Annotated in this window: 18 protein-coding genes; 3 read left to right on the forward strand and 15 right to left on the reverse strand. The window is 70.0% G+C overall.

Going from position 1 to position 18,694, the window contains the following annotated elements:
• Positions 1 to 4 precede the first annotated feature (4 nt).
• Genes nuoK through ACFY6S_RS29865 form a run of 11 tightly spaced genes read right to left on the reverse strand, consistent with a single transcriptional unit; the run spans position 5 to position 10,848 of the window.
• Positions 5 to 304, reverse strand: coding sequence for an NADH-quinone oxidoreductase subunit NuoK (gene nuoK / locus ACFY6S_RS29815; RefSeq protein ID WP_114622923.1), 300 nt, complete (start codon positions 302 to 304; stop codon positions 5 to 7).
• Positions 301 to 1,113 (reverse strand): NADH-quinone oxidoreductase subunit J, encoded by an 813-nt coding sequence (locus tag ACFY6S_RS29820; protein ID WP_388828258.1) that lies wholly within the window; start codon positions 1,111 to 1,113, stop codon positions 301 to 303. Before ACFY6S_RS29820 ends, nuoK begins: the two co-directional genes overlap by 4 nt.
• The gene (gene nuoI / locus ACFY6S_RS29825; RefSeq protein ID WP_388828261.1) at positions 1,110 to 1,691 is read right to left on the reverse strand and encodes an NADH-quinone oxidoreductase subunit NuoI; all 582 of its coding nucleotides are present in this window, start codon (positions 1,689 to 1,691) and stop codon (positions 1,110 to 1,112) included. Before nuoI ends, ACFY6S_RS29820 begins: the two co-directional genes overlap by 4 nt.
• Positions 1,692 to 1,719: 28 nt before the next feature.
• Positions 1,720 to 3,120, reverse strand: a complete 1,401-nt coding sequence (gene nuoH / locus ACFY6S_RS29830; RefSeq protein ID WP_388828264.1) for an NADH-quinone oxidoreductase subunit NuoH — start codon at positions 3,118 to 3,120, stop codon at positions 1,720 to 1,722.
• Complete coding sequence (locus tag ACFY6S_RS29835) at positions 3,117 to 5,627, reverse strand: NADH-quinone oxidoreductase subunit G (RefSeq protein WP_388828267.1); 2,511 nt, start codon at positions 5,625 to 5,627, stop codon at positions 3,117 to 3,119. The genes nuoH and ACFY6S_RS29835 overlap by 4 nt, the downstream gene beginning before the upstream one ends.
• Positions 5,624 to 6,985 (reverse strand): NADH-quinone oxidoreductase subunit NuoF, encoded by a 1,362-nt coding sequence (nuoF, locus tag ACFY6S_RS29840; protein WP_388828270.1) that lies wholly within the window; start codon positions 6,983 to 6,985, stop codon positions 5,624 to 5,626. The genes ACFY6S_RS29835 and nuoF overlap by 4 nt, the downstream gene beginning before the upstream one ends.
• Positions 6,985 to 7,797 carry an NADH-quinone oxidoreductase subunit NuoE gene (gene nuoE / locus ACFY6S_RS29845; protein WP_388828588.1) on the reverse strand — a complete coding sequence of 271 codons (813 nt, stop codon included), beginning with the start codon at positions 7,795 to 7,797 and terminating at the stop codon, positions 6,985 to 6,987. Before nuoE ends, nuoF begins: the two co-directional genes overlap by 1 nt.
• Positions 7,798 to 7,832: 35 nt before the next feature.
• A complete protein-coding gene (locus ACFY6S_RS29850; RefSeq protein WP_388828273.1) occupies positions 7,833 to 9,197 on the reverse strand; it encodes an NADH-quinone oxidoreductase subunit D in 1,365 nt (454 codons plus the stop codon).
• A complete protein-coding gene (locus ACFY6S_RS29855) occupies positions 9,197 to 9,919 on the reverse strand; it encodes an NADH-quinone oxidoreductase subunit C (RefSeq protein ID WP_388828276.1) in 723 nt (240 codons plus the stop codon). The genes ACFY6S_RS29850 and ACFY6S_RS29855 overlap by 1 nt, the downstream gene beginning before the upstream one ends.
• Positions 9,916 to 10,470 carry an NADH-quinone oxidoreductase subunit B family protein gene (locus ACFY6S_RS29860; RefSeq protein ID WP_329067240.1) on the reverse strand — a complete coding sequence of 185 codons (555 nt, stop codon included), beginning with the start codon at positions 10,468 to 10,470 and terminating at the stop codon, positions 9,916 to 9,918. Before ACFY6S_RS29860 ends, ACFY6S_RS29855 begins: the two co-directional genes overlap by 4 nt.
• 18 nt (positions 10,471 to 10,488) lie before the next feature.
• Positions 10,489 to 10,848: an NADH-quinone oxidoreductase subunit A gene (locus ACFY6S_RS29865; RefSeq protein ID WP_388828591.1), complete on the reverse strand. Its 360-nt coding sequence runs from the start codon at positions 10,846 to 10,848 to the stop codon at positions 10,489 to 10,491.
• Positions 10,849 to 11,608: 760 nt separating this feature from the next.
• On the opposite strand from ACFY6S_RS29865, the gene ACFY6S_RS29870 reads away from it, so the two are divergent.
• Together ACFY6S_RS29870 and ACFY6S_RS29875 are read left to right on the forward strand one after the other, a co-directional pair.
• On the forward strand, positions 11,609 to 12,496 hold the full coding sequence (locus tag ACFY6S_RS29870; protein ID WP_388828281.1) for a C40 family peptidase: 888 nt from the start codon (positions 11,609 to 11,611) through the stop codon (positions 12,494 to 12,496).
• 308 nt (positions 12,497 to 12,804) lie between these two features.
• The gene (locus ACFY6S_RS29875; protein WP_388828284.1) at positions 12,805 to 13,356 is read left to right on the forward strand and encodes a glycoside hydrolase family 25 protein; all 552 of its coding nucleotides are present in this window, start codon (positions 12,805 to 12,807) and stop codon (positions 13,354 to 13,356) included.
• A 32-nt stretch (positions 13,357 to 13,388) separates the two neighbouring features.
• On the opposite strand, the gene ACFY6S_RS29880 is transcribed toward ACFY6S_RS29875, so the two are convergent.
• Entirely contained in the window at positions 13,389 to 14,675 is a 1,287-nt protein-coding gene (locus tag ACFY6S_RS29880) for a geranylgeranyl reductase family protein (RefSeq protein WP_388828287.1), read from the reverse strand.
• A 106-nt stretch (positions 14,676 to 14,781) separates the two neighbouring features.
• Here ACFY6S_RS29880 and ACFY6S_RS29885 point away from each other — a divergent pair, with 106 nt between their 5' ends.
• Positions 14,782 to 15,303 (forward strand): GNAT family N-acetyltransferase, encoded by a 522-nt coding sequence (locus ACFY6S_RS29885; RefSeq protein WP_388828290.1) that lies wholly within the window; start codon positions 14,782 to 14,784, stop codon positions 15,301 to 15,303.
• Positions 15,304 to 15,358: 55 nt separating this feature from the next.
• On the opposite strand, the gene ACFY6S_RS29890 is transcribed toward ACFY6S_RS29885, so the two are convergent.
• The 3 genes from ACFY6S_RS29890 to ACFY6S_RS29900 all read right to left on the reverse strand — a co-directional run.
• Entirely contained in the window at positions 15,359 to 16,051 is a 693-nt protein-coding gene (locus ACFY6S_RS29890; protein WP_388828295.1) for a demethylmenaquinone methyltransferase, read from the reverse strand.
• 38 nt (positions 16,052 to 16,089) lie between these two features.
• Positions 16,090 to 17,211 carry an acyltransferase gene (locus ACFY6S_RS29895; RefSeq protein ID WP_388828298.1) on the reverse strand — a complete coding sequence of 374 codons (1,122 nt, stop codon included), beginning with the start codon at positions 17,209 to 17,211 and terminating at the stop codon, positions 16,090 to 16,092.
• Positions 17,211 to 18,694 (reverse strand): glycosyltransferase (locus tag ACFY6S_RS29900; protein WP_388828301.1); only part of this gene is annotated, 1,484 nt, incomplete at its 5' end. The genes ACFY6S_RS29895 and ACFY6S_RS29900, both read right to left, overlap by 1 nt.

The raw sequence follows: 18,694 nt of genomic DNA on the forward strand, positions 1-18,694 counted from the left end.
CCCCTCAGAGCTTCATCAGGCTGGCGTCGTCGACCGAGGCCGAGTGGCGGGAACGGAACAGCGACACGATGATCGCGAGCCCGACCACGACCTCCGCGGCGGCGACGACCATCGTGAAGAAGGCGATGATCTGGCCGTCGAGATTGCCGTGCATCCGGGCGAAGGTCACGAACGCGAGATTGCAGGCGTTGAGCATCAGCTCGATGCACATGAACACCACGATCGCGTTGCGCCTGATCAGCACACCGGCCGCGCCGATGGTGAACAGCAGGGACGCGAGATAGAGGTAGTTGACCGGATTCATCGCTTCGCCTCCTCCTCGTCCCGGCCGAGCCGGTCCGCCGACCGCTGCTCCAGCGCCTTGATGTCGGCGATGGCCTCGGCGGACACGTCGCGGATCTGGCCCCGGCCCTTCAGCGTCCTGTTGACCGTCAGCTCGGACGCGGTGCCGTCCGGCAGCAGACCGGGGATGTCCACCGCGTTGTGCCGGGCGTAGACGCCGGGCGCGGGCAGCGGCGGAAGCTGGGTGCCCTCACGGACCCGGGCGGCGGCCATCTCACGCTGCGTCAGCGCGCGTTCGGTGCGCTCGCGGTGGGTGAGCAGCATCGCCCCGACGGCCGCGGTGATCAGCAGCGCGCCGGTGATCTCGAAGGCGAAGACGTACCTCGTGAAGATCAGCGCGGCCAGGCCCTGCACGTTCCCGCCGGCGTTGGCCTGGCCGAGCCCCGTGAAGGAGTTGAGCGAGGCGTTGCCGATCCCGGCGATGAGCAGGATGCCGAAGCCGAGCCCGCAGGCGGCCGCCCACCAGCGCTGCCCCTTGAGCGTCTCCTTCAGGGAGTCCGCGGCGGTGACGCCCACCAGCATGACCACGAAGAGGAACAGCATCATGATCGCGCCGGTGTAGACGACGACCTGGACGACGCCCAGGAAATACGCCCCGTTGGCCAGGTAGAAGACCGCGAGGACGATCATCGTCGCGGCCAGACAGAGCGCGCTGTGCACGGCCTTCTTCATCAGGATCGTGCAGAGCGCGCCGACCACCGCGACCGTGCCGAGAATCCAGAACTGGACGGCCTCACCGGTCGAAGCGGCCGAGGCGGCGAGGGTGTTCATGCCTCCACCCCCTCGTCGCGGGGCTTCTCGCCCTTGGAGACGGCGATCTGCGGAACCGTCCCCGGCGCGGCCTCGGTGACCAGGCCCCGGTAGTAGTCCTGCTCGTCCGTCCCCGGGAAGATCGAGTGCGGCGACTCGACCATGCCCTCCTCCAGTCCCGCGAGGAGCTGCTCCTTCGTATAGATGAGGCTCTCGCGGCTGCTGTCGGCCAGCTCGAAGTCATTGGTCATCGTGAGCGCCCGGGTGGGGCACGCCTCGATGCACAGTCCGCAGAAGATGCAGCGCGCGTAGTTGATCTGGTAGACGCGGCCGTAGCGCTCGCCCGGCGAGTAGCGCTCCTCCTCCGTGTTGTCCGCGCCCTCCACGTAGATCGCGTCCGCCGGACAGGCCCAGGCGCACAGCTCGCAGCCGATGCACTTCTCCAGGCCGTCCGGATGCCGGTTCAGCTGGTGGCGGCCGTGGAAGCGCGGTGCCGTCACCTTCTGCTGCTCCGGATACTGCTCGGTCAGCCGCTTCTTGAACATCGCCTTGAAGGTCAGCCCGAAGCCGGCCACCGGATTGCGAGGGGGACGTGGCACGTCTCCCTCATGGGACTCCCGCGAAGAGTCAGACACTGTCAGCCTCCTTTCCGTCACTCTCGGATCCGTCACTCACAGTATTGACCCCACCACTGACAATCAGCTCCCGCTCACGTCGGGGCTGCCTCCGCGGTACGGGCGGCAGGGTCTGCCCCGGCAGCGGTGGCACGGGGAAACCGCCGGCCATCGGGTCGAAGGCGGGCGGCTCCGCCTCGTTCTCCGCCGCCGCCTTCTCCTTGCGGTCGTGGAAGATGTCCACGACGAAGGAGAGCAGCAGGAGGGCGATGATCGCCCCGGCGACGTACAGCAGGATCTGCTGGAAGCCGTAGTTCTCGTTGCGCAGGACCCGTACGGTCGCGACGAGCATCAGCCAGACCAGCGAGACCGGGATCAGGACCTTCCAGCCGAGCTTCATCAGCTGGTCGTAGCGCACGCGGGGCAGCGTGCCGCGCAGCCAGATGAAGAAGAACAGCAGCAGCTGGACCTTGAGGACGAACCAGAGCATCGGCCACCAGCCGTGGTTCGCGCCCTCCCAGAAGGTGGAGATCGGCCACGGGGCCCGCCAGCCGCCCAGGAAGAGCGTGATGGCGACGGCCGAGACGGTGACCATGTTGATGTACTCGGCGAGCATGAACATCGCGAACTTGATGGACGAGTACTCGGTGTTGAAGCCGCCGACGAGGTCGCCCTCGGACTCCGGCATGTCGAACGGGTTGCGGTTGGTCTCCCCGACCATCGTGATGATGTAGATGATGAAGGAGACCGGCAGCAGCAGGACGTACCAGCGGTCGGCCTGCGCCTCGACGATCGCCGAGGTCGACATCGACCCGGAGTAGAGGAAGACCGAGGCGAACGCGGCGCCCATGGCGATCTCGTACGAGATCATCTGGGCGCACGAGCGCAACCCGCCGAGCAGCGGGTACGTCGACCCCGAGGACCAGCCGGCGAGGACGATGCCGTAGATGCCGACCGAGGCCACCGCGAGGATGTAGAGCATCGCGATCGGCAGGTCGGTGAGTTGCATCGTGGTGCGCTGGCCGAAGATCGAGACCTCGTTGCCCGCCGGGCCGAACGGGATCACGGCGATCGCCATGAACGCGGGGATCGCGGCGACGACCGGCGCGAGGACGTACACCACCTTGTCCGCGCGGCGCACGATGATGTCCTCCTTGAACATCAGCTTGGCGCCGTCGGCGAGCGACTGGAGCATGCCCCAGGGGCCGTGCCGGTTGGGGCCGATGCGCAGCTGCATCCAGGCGACGACCTTGCGCTCCCACACGATGGCGAAGAGCACGGTCAGCAGCAGGAACGCGAAGCAGAACACGGCCTTGACGACCACAAGCCACCACGGGTCGCGGCCGAACATCGACAGGTCCTCGGCGGCCAGCACGGCCGGTGGCGCCGCCGCGAGTCGGTCGAGGGCGGTCATGCGCGCACCTCCGGTGTCACGTCGGCCGGGGCGGCCGGGCCTGCTGGGGCGATACGGACCAGGGTGCCGGGGGTGGCCCCGGTGTCCGCGAGGATTCCGGAGCCCGTGGAGTTCAGCGGCAGCCAGACCACCCGGTCGGGCATCGGCGTCACCCGCAGCGGGAGCGTGACCGCGCCCGCCGGGCCGCTGACGGTGAGTTCGTCGCCGTCCTTGACGCCGGTCTCCTCGGCCGTCGCGGCGGAGAGCCGGGCGACCGCCGCGTGGCGCGTGCCCGCCAGAGCGGCGTCGCCCTCCTGGAGCCGTCCCCGGTCGAGCAGGAGCCGGTGGCCGGCGAGGACCGCCTCGCCGGTGGCGGCGCGCGGGACCGGCCGGGCCGGTTCCAGCGGCTCGGTGGCGCGCGGCCCGTCCCAGCCGCCGAGCCGGTCCAGTTCACCGCGTACGGCCCGCAGGTCCGGCAGTCCCAGATGCGTGTCGAGCGCGTCGGCCAGCATGTGCAGGACACGCGCGTCGCTCGGGGCGAGACGCCGTGTCATCTGCTCCGGCTTCAGCGACGCCTCGAACAGCCGCGCCCGGCCTTCCCAGTTGAGGAAGGTGCCGGGCTTCTCCGCGACGGCGGCCACCGGGAAGACCACGTCCGCCCGGTCGGTGACCTCGCTCGGCCGCAGCTCCAGCGAGACGAGGAAGCCGACCGCGTCCAGCGCGGCCCGCGCGCCCGCCGGGTCGGGCAGATCCGTGACCTCGACACCCGCGACGAGCAGGGCGGCCAGCTCGCCGGTGGCGGCGGCCTCCACGATCTGGCCGGTGTCGCGCCCGTACCGGTGCGGCAGTTCGCGTACGCCCCAGACCGCCGCCGTCTCCTCACGGGCCCTCGGGTCGGTCGCGGGACGCCCGCCGGGCAGCAGCGAGGGGAGCGCGCCCGCCTCCAGGGCGCCGCGCTCGCCCGCCCTGCGCGCAATCCACACCAGCCGGGCGCCGGTCGCCGTGGCCGCGCGCGCGGCGGCCGTCAGCCCACCGGGCACGGCCGCCAGCCGCTCGCCGACGACGATGACGGCGCCGGGCTCGCGCAGCGCCCCGGCCGCCCGCTCGCCGTCCTCGTCGAGACCGGTACGGGACGCCAGGGCGTCCAGCCACTCGGTCTCGGTGCCGGGCGCCGCTGGCAGCAGCGTGCCGCCCGCCTTCGCCAGGCCCCGGGTGGCGAACGGCGCGAGCGCGAAGGCGCGCTGGCCGCGCTTGCGGTGCGCCTTGCGCAGCCGCAGGAAGACGCCGGGCGCCTCCTCCTCGGACTCGAAGCCCGCGAGCAGGACCGCCGGTGCCTTCTCCAGCGTGGTGTACGTGATCCCCGTACCGTCCAGATCCCGGCCCCGGCCCGCGACATGGGCGGCCAGGAAGTCGGCCTCCTCGCTGCTGTGCACCCGCGCGCGGAAGTCGATGTCGTTCGTGTCGAGGGCGACCCGCGCGAACTTGGCGTACGCGTAGGCGTCCTCGACGGTGAGCCGGCCGCCGGTCAGCACCCCGGCCCGGCCGCGCGCGGCGCTCAGCCCGCGCGCGGCGGCCTCCAGCGCCTCGGGCCAGCTCGCCGGTTCGAGGACCCCCTCGGCGTTGCGCACCAGCGGGGTGGTCAGCCGGTCGCGCTGCTGCGCGTACCGGAAGCCGAAGCGCCCCTTGTCGCAGATCCACTCCTCGTTGACCTCGGGGTCGTCGGCCGCCATCCGCCGCATGACCTTGCCCCGCCGGTGGTCCGTACGGGTCGCGCAGCCACCCGCGCAGTGCTCGCAGACGCTGGGCGAGGACACCAGGTCGAAGGGGCGGGAGCGGAAGCGGTAGGCCGCCGAGGTGAGCGCGCCGACCGGGCAGATCTGGATGGTGTTCCCGGAGAAGTACGACTCGAACGGGTCGCCCTCGCCGGTGCCGACCTGCTGGAGCGCGCCGCGCTCGATCAGCTCGATCATCGGGTCGCCGGCGATCTGGTTGGAGAAGCGGGTGCAGCGGGCGCACAGCACGCAGCGCTCGCGGTCCAGCAGCACCTGGGTGGAGATCGGCACCGGCTTCTCGAAGGTGCGCTTCCTGCCCTCGAAGCGGGAGTCGGCGGAACCGACCTGCATCGCCTGGTTCTGGAGGGGGCACTCGCCGCCCTTGTCGCAGACCGGGCAGTCCAGCGGGTGGTTGATGAGCAGCAGCTCCATCACCCCGCGCTGGGCTTTCTCCGCGACCGGCGACGTCAGCTGCGACTTGACGACCATGCCGTCGGTGCAGGTGATCGTGCAGGAGGCCATCGGCTTGCGCTGGCCCTCGACCTCGACGATGCACTGGCGGCAGGCGCCGGCCGGGTCGAGCAGCGGATGGTCGCAGAAGCGCGGGATCTCGATGCCGAGCAGCTCGGCCGCACGGATCACCAGCGTCCCCTTGGGGACGGAGATCTCCACGCCGTCGATGGTCAGCGAGACGAGGTCCTGGGGCGGGACCGCCGCCTCGCCGCCGCCTGCGGGGGCGGATGCGGTGACTGTCATGCGTTCACCTCCAGGTGCGGGTTCTGGTCAGCCCACGCGGTGGACTTGGCGGGGTCGAAGGGGCAGCCCTTGCCGGTGACGTGCTGCTCGTACTCCGCGCGGAAGTGCTTGAGCGAGGAGAAGATCGGGGAGGCGGCGCCGTCCCCGAGCGCGCAGAACGACTTGCCGTTGATGGTGTCGGCGATGTCGTTCAGCTTGTCGATGTCCGACATCCGTCCCCGGCCGGCCTCGATGTCGCGCAGCAACTGGACGAGCCAGTAGGTGCCTTCGCGGCACGGTGTGCACTTGCCGCACGACTCGTGGGCGTAGAACTCGGTCCAGCGGGTGACGGCCCGCACGACGCAGGTCGTCTCGTCGAAGCACTGGAGCGCCTTGGTGCCGAGCATGGAACCGGCGGCGCCCACGCCCTCGTAGTCCAGCGGGACGTCGAGGTGTTCCTCGGTGAACATCGGGGTGGAGGAGCCGCCCGGGGTCCAGAACTTGAGGCGGTGGCCGGCCCTGATGCCGCCGCTCATGTCGAGCAGCTGGCGCAGGGTGATGCCGAGGGGCGCCTCGTACTGGCCGGGGTTGGTGACATGGCCGCTGAGCGAGTACAGCGTGAAGCCCGGGGACTTCTCGCTGCCCATCGACCTGAACCAGTCCTTGCCCCGGTTGAGGATCGCGGGAACGGACGCGATGGACTCCACGTTGTTCACCACGGTGGGGCAGGCGTAGAGGCCCGCCACCGCCGGGAAGGGAGGACGCAGCCGGGGCTGTCCGCGACGGCCCTCCAGGGAGTCCAGCAGCGCGGTCTCCTCGCCGCAGATGTACGCGCCCGCGCCCGCGTGCACGACGACGTCGAGGTCGAGTCCGCTGCCGAGGATGTTCTTGCCGAGATAGCCCGCCACGTACGCCTCGCGCACCGCCTCGTGCAGCCTGCGCAGGACGGGGACGACCTCGCCGCGCAGATAGATGAACGCCTGCTGCGAGCGGATCGCGTAGCAGGCGATCACGATGCCCTCGATGAGGGCGTGCGGATTGGCGAAGAGGAGGGGGATGTCCTTGCAGGTGCCCGGCTCCGACTCGTCCGCGTTGACGACGAGATAGTGCGGTTTGCCGTCGCCCTGCGGGATGAACTGCCACTTCATGCCGGTGGGGAAGCCGGCGCCGCCCCTGCCGCGCAGCCCGGCGTCCTTGACGTACGCGATGAGGTCGTCGGGCGCCATCGCGAGCGCCTTCTTGAGCCCCTCGTACCCGTCGTGCCGCTCGTAGGTGGCCAGGGTCCAGGACTCGGGCTGGTCCCAGAAGGCCGACAGGACGGGGGCGAGGAGCTTCTCCGGGCTGGTTCCGTTCTCGCCGAGCTGCGTCGCCATGGTCATCACTCCCCCTCCTCGGCGGCGGGCCCGGCCGGGTGGTCCGGGTCGGAGGCCGAGGTCTGCTGCGGCGCGTCGTGCGAGCTGAGGTGCTGCGCGCCGGGCTGCGGTTCGTCCTGCGGACGCGCGCCGTCACGGGGCCGGACCACCCGCTGCGGGGCCTCGCCCTTGGCGAGACGCAGCCCGGTCAGCGACGCGTGCCCGGCGCCTCCGGTCGCCTCGACGGCGCCGGGACGCTCGTCGGGGAAGCCGGCCAGTATCCGCGCGGTCTGCTGGTACGTGCACAGCGGCGCGCCCCGGGTGGGCTCGACGGTGTGGCCGTCGCGCAGGTCGTCGACGAGCCGCTTGGCGCTCTGCGGCGTCTGGTTGTCGAAGAACTCCCAGTTGACCATCACCACCGGGGCGAAGTCGCAGGCGGCGTTGCACTCGATGTGTTCGAGGGTGATGCTGCCGTCCTCGGTGGTCTCGTCGTTGCCGACGCCGAGGTGCTCCTTCAGCGCGTCGAAGATGGCGTCGCCGCCCATCACCGCGCAGAGGGTGTTGGTGCAGACCCCGACCTGGTAGTCGCCGCCCGGCCTGCGCCGGTACATGGAGTAGAAGGTCGCCACGGCGGTGACCTCAGCGGTCGTCAGGCCGAGCAGTTCGGCGCAGAAGGCCATCCCCGTACGGGAGACGAAGCCCTCCTCCGACTGGGTCAGGTGCAGCAGCGGAAGCAGCGCGGACCGGCTGTCCGGGTACCGGGCGATGATCTCCTTCGCGTCGGTCTCCAGCCGGGCGCGCACATCGGCCGGGTAGTCCGGGGCGGGCAGCTGGGGCATGCCCAGGCTGACCTCGGAGTTGGGCGGTGTGGCTGTCACCGGTCGACGCCTCCCATCACGGGGTCGATGGACGCCACGGCCACGATGACGTCGGCGACCTGGCCGCCCTCGCACATCGCCGCCATGGACTGGAGATTGGTGAACGACGGATCGCGGAAGTGGACCCGGTAGGGGCGGGTGCCGCCGTCGGAGACGACATGCGCGCCGAGTTCGCCCTTGGGCGACTCCACGGCCGCGTACGCCTGACCGGCCGGGACCCGGAAGCCCTCCGTCACCAGCTTGAAGTGATGGATCAGAGCCTCCATGGACGTGCCCATGATGTTCTTGATGTGGTCGAGCGAGTTGCCGAGCCCGTCGGGTCCGAGCGCCAGCTGCGCGGGCCAGGCGATCTTCTTGTCGGTGACCATCACCGGACCCGGCTCCAGGCGGTCGAGGCACTGCTCGACGATCCGCAGCGACTGGCGCATCTCCTCCAGCCGGATCAGGAAGCGGCCGTACGCGTCGCAGGTGTCGGCGGTCGGGACGTCGAAATCGAAGGTCTCGTAACCGCAGTACGGGTCGCTCCGGCGCAGATCGTGCGGCAGCCCGGCGGAGCGCAGGATCGGCCCGGTGGCGCCGAGCGCCATGCAGCCGGTCAGGTCGAGATGTCCGACGTCCTGCATACGGGCCTTGAAGATCGGGTTGCCGGTGGCGAGCTTGTCGTACTCCGGCAGGTTCCGGCGCAGCGTCTTCAGCAGCTCGCGCAGCTGGTCGGTGGCGCCGGGGGGCAGGTCCTGGGCGAGTCCGCCGGGGCGGATGAACGCGTGGTTCATCCGCAGTCCGGTGATCAGCTCGTAGGCGTCGAGGATCAGTTCACGATCGCGGAAGCCGTAGATCATGATCGTCGTCGCGCCCAGCTCCATACCGCCGGTGGCGATGCAGACGAGGTGCGAGGAGAGGCGGTTCAGCTCCATCAGCAGGACGCGGATGAGGGTGGCCCGGTCGGGGACGGTGTCCTCGATGCCGAGCAGCTTCTCGACGCCCAGGCAGTACGCCGTCTCGTTGAAGAACGACGTCAGATAGTCCATGCGCGTGACGAAGGTGGTGCCCTGCGTCCAGTTGCGGAATTCGAGGTTCTTCTCGATACCGGTGTGCAGATAGCCGATTCCGCAGCGCGCCTCGGTGACGGTCTCGCCGTCGATCTCCAGGATCAGCCGCAGCACTCCGTGGGTGGAGGGGTGCTGGGGGCCCATGTTGACGACGATGCGTTCGTCGTCGGCCTTGGCGGCGGACTGGACGACCTCGTCCCAGTCGCCGCCGGTGACCGTGTACACGGTGCCCTCGGTGGTCTCCCTGGGGGTGGCGTCCTCGGGGAACGTGTCGCCGGGTGCCTCGCCTTGGGGTGCGTGGGGTGCAGACATCAGGAGTACGACCTCCGCTGGTCCGGAGCCGGGATCTGGGCGCCCTTGTACTCGACGGCGATGCCGCCGAGCGGGTAGTCCTTGCGCTGCGGGAAGCCCTGCCAGTCGTCCGGCATGAGGATTCGCGTCAGCGCGGGGTGGCCGTCGAAGATCAGGCCGAAGAAGTCGTACGTCTCGCGCTCGTGCCAGTCGTTGGTCGGATAGACGGAGACCAGGGACGGCACATGCGGGTCGGCGTCCGGTGCGGAGACCTCGACGCGGATCAGCCGGCCGTGGGTGAGCGAGCGCAGGTGGTGGACGGCGTGCAGCTCGCGGCCCTGGTCACCGGGGTAGTGGACGCCCGACACCCCCGTACACAGCTCGAAGCGCAGCGCCGGGTCGTCGCGCAGGGTGCGGGCGACCTGGACGAGGTGCTCGCGGGCGATGTGGAAGGTGAGTTCGCCCCGGTCGACGACCGTCTTCTCGATGGCGGTCCCGGGGGCGAGGCCCTGTTCCTCCAGCGCGCCTTCGAGTTCGTCGGCGATCTCGTCGAAGACCCCGCCGGGACCGCCGTACGGCCGGGGGCTCGCGCCCGGGAGCGTCACGGTCCTGACCAGTCCGCCGTACCCCGAGGTGTCGGCGCCGTTCTTGGCCCCGAACATGCCCTTCTGTACGCGGATGGCGTCGCCGGTGTCGTCGCGCGGGGTGGGAACGGCGTTCCCCGGTCGCTGCTCGTCGCTCACCGGAGGAGCCCTTTCATCTCGATCAACGGCAGCGCGTTGAGGGCGGCTTCCTCCGCCTCCCGGGCTGCTTCCCGCGCGTTGACCCCGAGCTTCGATCCCTGGACCTTCTCGTGGAGCTTGAGAATGGCGTCCATCAGCATCTCCGGTCGGGGTGGACAGCCGGGCAAATAGATGTCAACCGGGACGACATGATCCACACCCTGCACAATCGCGTAATTGTTGAACATCCCGCCCGATGATGCGCAAACCCCCATGGAAATGACCCACTTGGGGTTGGGCATCTGGTCGTAGACCTGTCGCAGTACCGGCGCCATCTTCTGGCTCACCCGTCCGGCCACGATCATCAGATCGGCCTGGCGCGGCGAGCCGCGGAAGACCTCCATGCCGAACCGCGCCAGGTCGTATCGGCCGGCGCCGGTCGTCATCATCTCGATGGCGCAGCAGGCGAGGCCGAAGGTCGCGGGGAACATGGACGACTTCCGCACCCAGCCGGATGCCTGTTCGACGGTGGTCAGCAGAAAACCGCTCGGCAGCTTCTCTTCGAGTCCCATTGGGTCCCCCTCAGCCCTTCAGTCCCATTCCAGACCGCCGCGCCGCCACACATACGAGTAGGCGACGAAGACGGTGAGCACGAAGAGCAGCATCTCCACGAGCCCGAAAATCCCCAGGGAGTCGAAGGTGACCGCCCAGGGGTAAAGGAAGACGACCTCGATATCGAAAATGATGAAGAGCATCGCCGTCAGGTAGTACTTGATGGGGAATCGGCCGCCCCCGGCCGGCGTAGGCGTCGGCTCGATGCCGCACTCGTACGCGTCAATCTTCGCCCGGTTGTAGCGTTTTGGGCCGATAAGCGTGGCCATGACCACGGAGAAGATCGCAAACCCGGCCCCCAGGGCGCCGAGCACGAGGATGGGTGCGTAGGCATTCACGCCCCTCAGCTCCTTCCAGTCGTCCTTGACCGTTGGATCGCACCGGGCGGTTCGCATCGCCGCCTCGACACGGATCACCGAAGATCGCGTACATGTGAGGCAGTTCACAAGCCCGACTGCCCCGCATCCTATGCCGAGTGGTCTGTGATCTGCGACACGGGGTACAGCAACGCCCTTGTGATCTCCACCACCTGACGAAGGATCATGAAGTCGGATGAGCGGTGATCTTCACACGCGAAGCCGCCACGTGATCACCAGACGTGACATTCGGGCTCGTCACCGCTGGTCGGAGGCGTGTCGCTCTATCAAGAGGTGCAACCTACAAACAAATTGGCGATGAGACGCTCCCGAGTGATAAGGGACCGGGTCCTCACTCGGGCGAGCGGAGGACGAGGCACGGAGTGGACACGTGCGCGCGTTCACGAGCGAGGGGGGAACGGGGAGAGTGCGACGCGCACGGACCCTTCGGCGACCGTGATCACGCCGACCCCCGAACGGTGACCTTCCTGTGACCTGCACCACTCGGCTCCATGGCCCGGAGAAGCGGGCTTGGCCATGAGTTCAAAGGGGTGGTAGGTGGCGGGCAATTCGGACCTTTAGCGGAAAGAGCGTGATCAAGCCCATGATCACGCTTGCCCGGTTTGACCGTTACGGCGTCAATAAGGGCCATCGCTAAGCGGATTCATAGATTCCGAACGTAACTGTGGCGCAACCCACGTTTCTTGACGAGAACCGGGTTCCGCCTGATAGCCGTGTACTCATGTCCCACACCGCTCACATACCCAGCCACCGGAAACCCCGCCGGAGCGCCCCCAAGGTCACCGTTCTCCGCGCCGGAGTCGCCGGTGGCGTTCTCAGCACGATCGCGGTGGCCGGTGCCGCCGGACCGGCCAACGCCGAGCCGGTGACCCAGACCATCGAGATGCCGACCCTCACCTCCGGGCTCGCGAGCGACTTCGCCAAGTCCGCCGACGCCACCCAGCGGGTCGCCAACAACCTGGACCTGCGGGCCCAGGAGAGCGCCGCCATCACCAAGGCCGCGAAGGCCGCCAAGACGGCCCACGCCGAGGCGGAGCGCAAGGCCGAGGCCGAAAAGAAGAAGAAGGCCGCCGCGGAGGCCCGTGCCAAGGCCGCTGCCGAGGCCGAGCGCGCCTCGCGCGCCGCCCAGCGCACCACGCTCGCCGCCACCGCCTCTTCCGCCGACTCGGGCTCGGGCTCGAACCAGACCTCCTCGGGGTCCGGCTCCACCGGTTCCGCCTCCACCACGGCGCCGGCCACCAGCTCGCCCGCCACCGGCTCCGCCGCGGCCGTCGTCTCCTTCGTGCAGTCGCACGTCGGCGACGCGTACATCATGGGCTCCACCGGCCCCAACGCGTGGGACTGCTCGGGCCTCGTCCAGGCCGCGTACAGCCAGATCGGGGTGGACCTCCCGCGTGTCTCGCAGTCGCAGTCGACGGCCGGCACGCAGGTCTCCCTGGACAACCTCCAGCCCGGCGACATCCTCTACTGGGGCGGCGCGGGCAGCGCGTACCACACCGCGATCTACATCGGCGGCGGCCAGTTCGTCGGCGCGCAGAACCCCAGCAAGGGCGTTGTCCAGGCATCTTTGGACTACGACCCGCCGAGCGGCGCCGTCCGCGTCCTCTGACGCGTACCGCCGTCCGCGTCCTCTGACGCGTACCGCCGGCCGCTCCGCCGCAAGTTCGGCCGAGGCCCGTACCCCGCTGCTCGGGGGGTACGGGCCTCAGTCGTACCCGAGTTCGAGGAATCCCCGGCACGGATGGCGGACACCCGACAGAGGCGCACCGAGGGGCCCGGCGTGGGTATGAGATGAACAGCCGTCCACCGGGACGGTGGTGAACAGATCCGATCGCTCGCGCGTAGTAGTGAGTCAGTACCGCCTCGGATCACACCTCGCACCAAGGGCGATCTTCATGCCCGGGAGGAACCCCCCACATGACCACCAAAGGCATCGACGTCTCGTCCCACCAGAGTTCCACCTACAGCACGGCGGGCCTCGACTTCGTGTTCGTCAAGGCCACCGAGGGCACGTCGTACATCAACCCCCGGATGTCCGCACAGGCCGCGCACGCGCGGGCCGCCGGACTGGTCGTCGGCTTCTACCACTTCCTGCGGCCGGGCGACATGAAGGCGCAGGCGCGGTACTTCGTGGAGAAGTGCGCCAGCCTCACGCACGACCCGCTGTTCGCCGACTGGGAGGACGACGGTGTCTCCAACGCCCAGAAGGACGCCTTCCTCGCCGAGGTGAAGCGGCTGCGCGGCGCCACCCACCGCGTCGGTCTCTACTGCGGCCAGTACTACTGGCTGCACCGCGACACGACGAGCAACGCGGGCGACGCGCTGTGGATCGCGGACTACGTGACCGCCGGAAAGCCCCGGATCAAGGCCGCGTGGAAGTTCCACCAGTACACCGACAGCCCGGTCGACACGAACGTCGGAGCGTTCGCCGACCGGGCCGCGCTGCGCAGCTGGGCGAAGAAGGGCTGACGGACATGGCCGCCCGCCGCCCCTCCCGCCGCTCAGGCCTTCGGCGCCACCTTCGAAAGTCCGTTGATCACACGGTCCATCGCGTCGCCGCCCGTCGGGTCGGTCAGGTTCGCCAGCATCTTCAGGGTGAACTTCATCAGCAGCGGATGGGTCAGCCCGCGCTCGGTCGCGATCTTCATGATCTTCGGATTGCCGATCAGCTTCACGAAGGCACGGCCCATCGTGTAATAGCCGCCATAGGTGTCCTTGAGCACCTTCGGATAGTGCAGCAGGGCCAGTTCGCGCTGGGCGGGGGTGGCGCGGGCGTGGGCCTGGACGATCACATCGGCCGCGATCTGCCCCGACTCCATGGCGTACGCGATGCCCTCGCCGTTGAACGGGTTGACCATGCCGCCCGCGTCACCGACCAGCAGCAGGCCCTTGGTGTAGTGCGGCTGGCGGTTGAACGCCATCGGCAGCGCGGCGCCCCGGATCGGCATCGTCATGTTGTCCGGGACGTATCCCCACTCCTCCGGCATCGACGCGCACCACGCCTTGAGCACCTCGCGCCAGTCCAGCTCCTTGTACGCGGAGGAGGAGTTGAGGATGCCCAGGCCGACGTTGGAGGTGCCGTCGCCCATGCCGAAGATCCACCCGTAGCCGGGCAGCAGCTTGTCCTCGCCGGGACCGCGCCGGTCCCACAGCTCCAGCCAGGACTCCAGGTAGTCGTCGTCGTGGCGGGGCGAGGTGAAGTACGTGCGCACGGCCACACCCATCGGCCGGTCCTCGCGCCGGTGCAGCCCCATGGCGAGCGACAGCCGGGTCGAGTTGCCGTCGGCCGCGACGACCAGGGGCGCGTGGAAGGTGACCGGGGTCTTCTCCTCGCCGAGCTTGGCGTGCACACCGGTGATACGGCCGGTGCGCTCGTCCAGGATCGGCGCGCCGACGTTGCAGCGCTCGTGCAGCCGCGCGCCGGCCTTCTGCGCCTGCCGGGCGAGCTGTTCGTCGAAGTCGTCCCGCTTGCGGACCAGCCCGTAGTCCGGATATGCGGCGAGATCGGGCCAGTCGAGCTGGAGCCGGACGCCACCGCCGATGATCCGCAGGCCCTTGTTGCGCAGCCAGCCGGCCTCCTCGGAGATGTCGATGCCCATCGACACCAGCTGCTTGGTGGCGCGCGGTGTCAGGCCGTCGCCGCAGACCTTCTCGCGCGGGAAGGCCGTCTTCTCCAGCAGCAGGACGTCCAGGCCGGCCTTGGCCAGGTAGTACGCGGTGGTCGAGCCGGCCGGCCCCGCGCCGACGACGATCACATCCGCGGTGTTCTCGGAGAGGGGCTCGGTCACAGCGGGTTCTCCCGAAAACTCGAAATGGTGTACCGACTGGCACTCGACATGTGCAGTCTATGGGTGCGACCGATCTCTCCAGTGAAGGGCTGCCCTCGTGGACCACATGACCAAGCCGCTCCCCGTGGTACAGCTCCGCGTCCCCACGGACGAGGACGCGTTCCACTGGCACCGGGTCTTCAACGACCGTGAGGTGATGGAGTTCCACGGCGGCGCGCCCGCCGAGCTGTCGGTGTACGCGGAGCTGACCGCGCGCCAGCGCAGACACGACGCGGAACGCGGCTTCTGCTTCTGGACGATGCTCGACGAGCACGGTGAGGTCATCGGCTTCACCGGCGCCCAGCCCTGGCCGCACGAGACCCGGGGACCGGTCGGCGAGATCGAGATCGGCTGGCGGCTGGGCCGGGCGTACTGGGGCCGGGGCTATGCGACGGCCGCCGCGCGGACCACGGTCGAGCGGGTACGGGCGGCGGGCGTCGAGCGGATCGTGGCGATGGTCAACTCCCGCAACGAGCGCTCGGCGGCGGTGGCGCGGCGGCTGGGCATGGAGCTGGCCGAGACGTATCCGTTCACCTCGGCGACGTTCGCGACGGAGCAGCGGGCGCACTGCTTCCGGCTGGAGCTGTGAGACACGGGTGGGGCCGGGGGCGCGCCCCTACGGTCGCGCCCCCGGCCCGTGCGGCTCAGGCGCGTACGCCCCGGTGCAGCGCCACGATCCCGCCCGTCAGGTTGCGCCAGGCCACCCGGGACCAGCCCGCGTCCTGGAGCCGCGCGGCGAGGCCCGGCTGGTCGGGCCAGTCGCGGATCGACTCGGCGAGATAGACGTACGCGTCGGGGTTGGAGGACACGGCGCGCGCGGTCGGCGGCAGCGCGCGCATCAGGTACTCCTCGTAGACGGTCCGCAACGGCGCCCAGGTCGGGTGGGAGAACTCGCAGATCACGACCCGCCCGCCCGGCTTCGTCACCCGGCGCAGCTCGCGCAGCGCGAGGTCCGTGTCCTGCACGTTGCGCAGTCCGAAGGAGATCGTCACCGCGTCGAAGACCTCGTCGGCGAAGGGCAGCTTCGTCGCGTCCCCCGCCGTGAACGGCATCCAGGAGTGCCGCTTCTTGCCCTCGCGCAGCATGCCGAGCGAGAAGTCGCAGGGCACGACGTACGCACCGGTGGCGGCGAAGCTCAGCGAGGAGGTGGCGGTGCCCGCGGCCAGGTCGAGGACCTTCTCCGCCGGGCGCGCGTTCACCGCCCTGGCGACCGCCTTGCGCCACCGGCGGTCCTGGCCGAGCGAGAGCACATCGTTGGTCAGGTCGTAGTTCGCCGCCACGTCGTCGAACATCGAGGCGACTTCGTGCGGCTGCTTGTCCAGGGAGGCTCGGGTCACGCACTCCATTGTGGCAGTGCGCGACCCGCCGTCCGCGTTCAGGGCAGGAGCCTCGGGGACCGTTTCGCGGCGACGTCCTCCACCCAGCCGAAGAGCGCGACGGCGACCGCGATCAGCACCCAGGCGACCCCGAACTGGAACCACGTGCTGGCCAGCGGCAGATCCCGTTCGAACGCGGGGATGTCCCACATCAGGTCGATGAGCGCCACACTCGCCATCAGCGCCACCTCGTGCCAGAGGTAGACCGTCACCGCGCGGGCGTTGAAGACCCGCACGACCCGGTCGGCCAGCGGCCACCGCGCCGGCCCCCCGAAGCCGGGCCGGAACCGCAGCAGCAGCAGCACGAACCCCGCGGACCACAGCGCCTGCGCGAGCGGGATGTCGTCCAGGTCGTACGTCCCGTCCACCTCGTGGCCGAAGGCCCACCACGCGCCGACGGCCATCAGCGGCAGCGCCACCGCCGGCACGGCCGCCGGGCGCAGCCGGTCGAGCACCCCGTCGCGGTGCGCGAAGCCGAGCAGCCAGCAGAACAGGAAGACGGACAGATCGCCGAGCGCGGAGCCGAGCCGCCCGTCCGGCACGCTCCACACCGTCCCGAAGACCGCGACCGGTACCAGCGAGAGCAGGAGCACGGGGAGGGGCGCGAGCCGGAACAGCCGCAGCAGGACGGGTGACAGCAGCACGAACCACAGATACGTCCGCAGGTACCACAGCACCGCCCACGCCTGCTCGCCCCACGCGTCGCCCGGCGGGTCCCCGACCGGCAGCACCCAGTAGAGGGCGTCGGCGCCCGGCAGCCAGCCGTGTTTCGCCATGGCCACGACCAGCACGGCCCCGAACACCCACAGCGGGACCAGCAGCCGGCGCAGCCTGCCGCGGATCACCGCGGGCGCGGGCCGCTCCAGGGAACGCGCCATCAGCGACCCGGCGAGGGCGAACATCACCCCCATGGACGGGAAGACCAGCCCCAGCCAGGGCCACTCGAAGGTGTGATACGTGACGACGCGGACCAGCGCGACGGCGCGCAGCGCGTCGAAGTACCGGTCACGGCCCCCGCGTGCGGGCGGGGGCGCCGGCGCGGGTACGGGTACGGACGCGGGTACCGGTACCGGTACCGGTACGGGAGCGGCGGGCGCCCCCCTGCGGTGCGCGCCCGCCATCAGGCCGCCCCCGGCCCGGTGGTCGGCGTGCCGACCTCGCCGGTGCGCTTGAGCTTCTGCCAGCGCAGCCGGCCGCCGGTGAGCGCCGTGACCGACGAGTGGATCAGCACGAGATACATCAGCTGCCGGTAGGCGACCTGTTGCAGCGGCAGCATCAGCAGATACCGGTACTTCTCCCGGTCCAGCCGGAACGCGTACGCGGCGCAGAGCAGTTGCACCAGCAGCACGGCGAGCCACGCCAGGAGCGACGCCTCGAAGTCCACGAAGACCATCGCGTAGAGCGTGAACACGTCGATGAGCGGCGCGAAGACCGGGGTCACCACCTGGAAGAGCACCACCAGCGGCATCCCCACCCGGCCGAACCGGCCGGAGGGGCCCTTGTCGAGGACCGAACCCCGGTGCTTCCACAGCGCCTGCATCGTGCCGTAGCTCCAGCGGTAGCGCTGCCGCCACAGCTGCCCGATGCTCGCGGGCGCCTCGGTCCAGGCCCGTGCGTGCTCGGCGTAGACGACGCGCCAGCCGACGCGGTGCAGGGCGATGGTGATGTCGGTGTCCTCGGCGAGGGTGTCCTCGCTCATGCCGCCGACCGCGAGGACGGCCTCCCGGCGGAACGCGCCGATCGCGCCGGGGATGGTGGGCATGCAGCGCAGCAGGTCGTACATCCGGCGGTCCAGGTTGAAGCCCATCACGTACTCGATGTGCTGCCAGGCGCCGATCAGCGTGGAGCGGTTGCCGACCTTGGCGTTGCCCGCGACGGCGCCGACCTCCGGATCGCCGAAGGGCTGGACGAGCAGGCGTACGGTGTCGGGCTCGAAGACGGTGTCGCCGTCCATCATCACCACGAGGTCGTACCTGGCCTGCCGTACGCCGTTGTTGAGCGCGGCGGACTTCCCCGCGTTCTCCTGGCGGATCACCCGGATGTTGGGCAGCCCCAGGGACTCCGCGATCTCGGCGGTGCCGTCGGTGGAGCCGTCGTCCACGACGACGATCTCGATCGGATGCGTGCTCGCGGCGAGGGAGTTGAGCGTGTTGGCGATGCACTCCTTCTCGTTGTACGCGGGGACGATCACGCTCACCGGCTCGTACACCGGCGGCCCCCACGCGAAGCGCCGTCTGTTGCGCTGCCGGTGGTGGCGGCGGGCGAGGACGAGCATCAGCCCGAACCGGGCCATCACGGCGACACCGACGACCGCGAGACCGGCGGCGAGGCCGGGTACGGACCACTCGGCGACGGCGACGGCGGCGATCAGGGCCCGGCCCTCCCAGAGGGTGGCGCCGGTGGCCTCGCGGTGCGCGCTCTGCTCGGGGTCGGCCCGGCCGTCCTGGCCCGGCCCAGGACCCTCGCCCGGCCCGGCGCCGGCGGCGGGCTGCCGGGCGCCCTGCTGGTCCTGCTGGTCCTGCTGGTCCTGCTGGTCCTGCTGGTCCTGCTGGTCCTGCTGGTCCTGCTGGTCCTGCTGGTCCTGCTGGTCCTGCTGGTCCTGCT

The organism is Streptomyces sp. NPDC012835 (genome assembly GCF_042900885.1).
GTDB lineage: Bacteria > Actinomycetota > Actinomycetes > Streptomycetales > Streptomycetaceae > Streptomyces.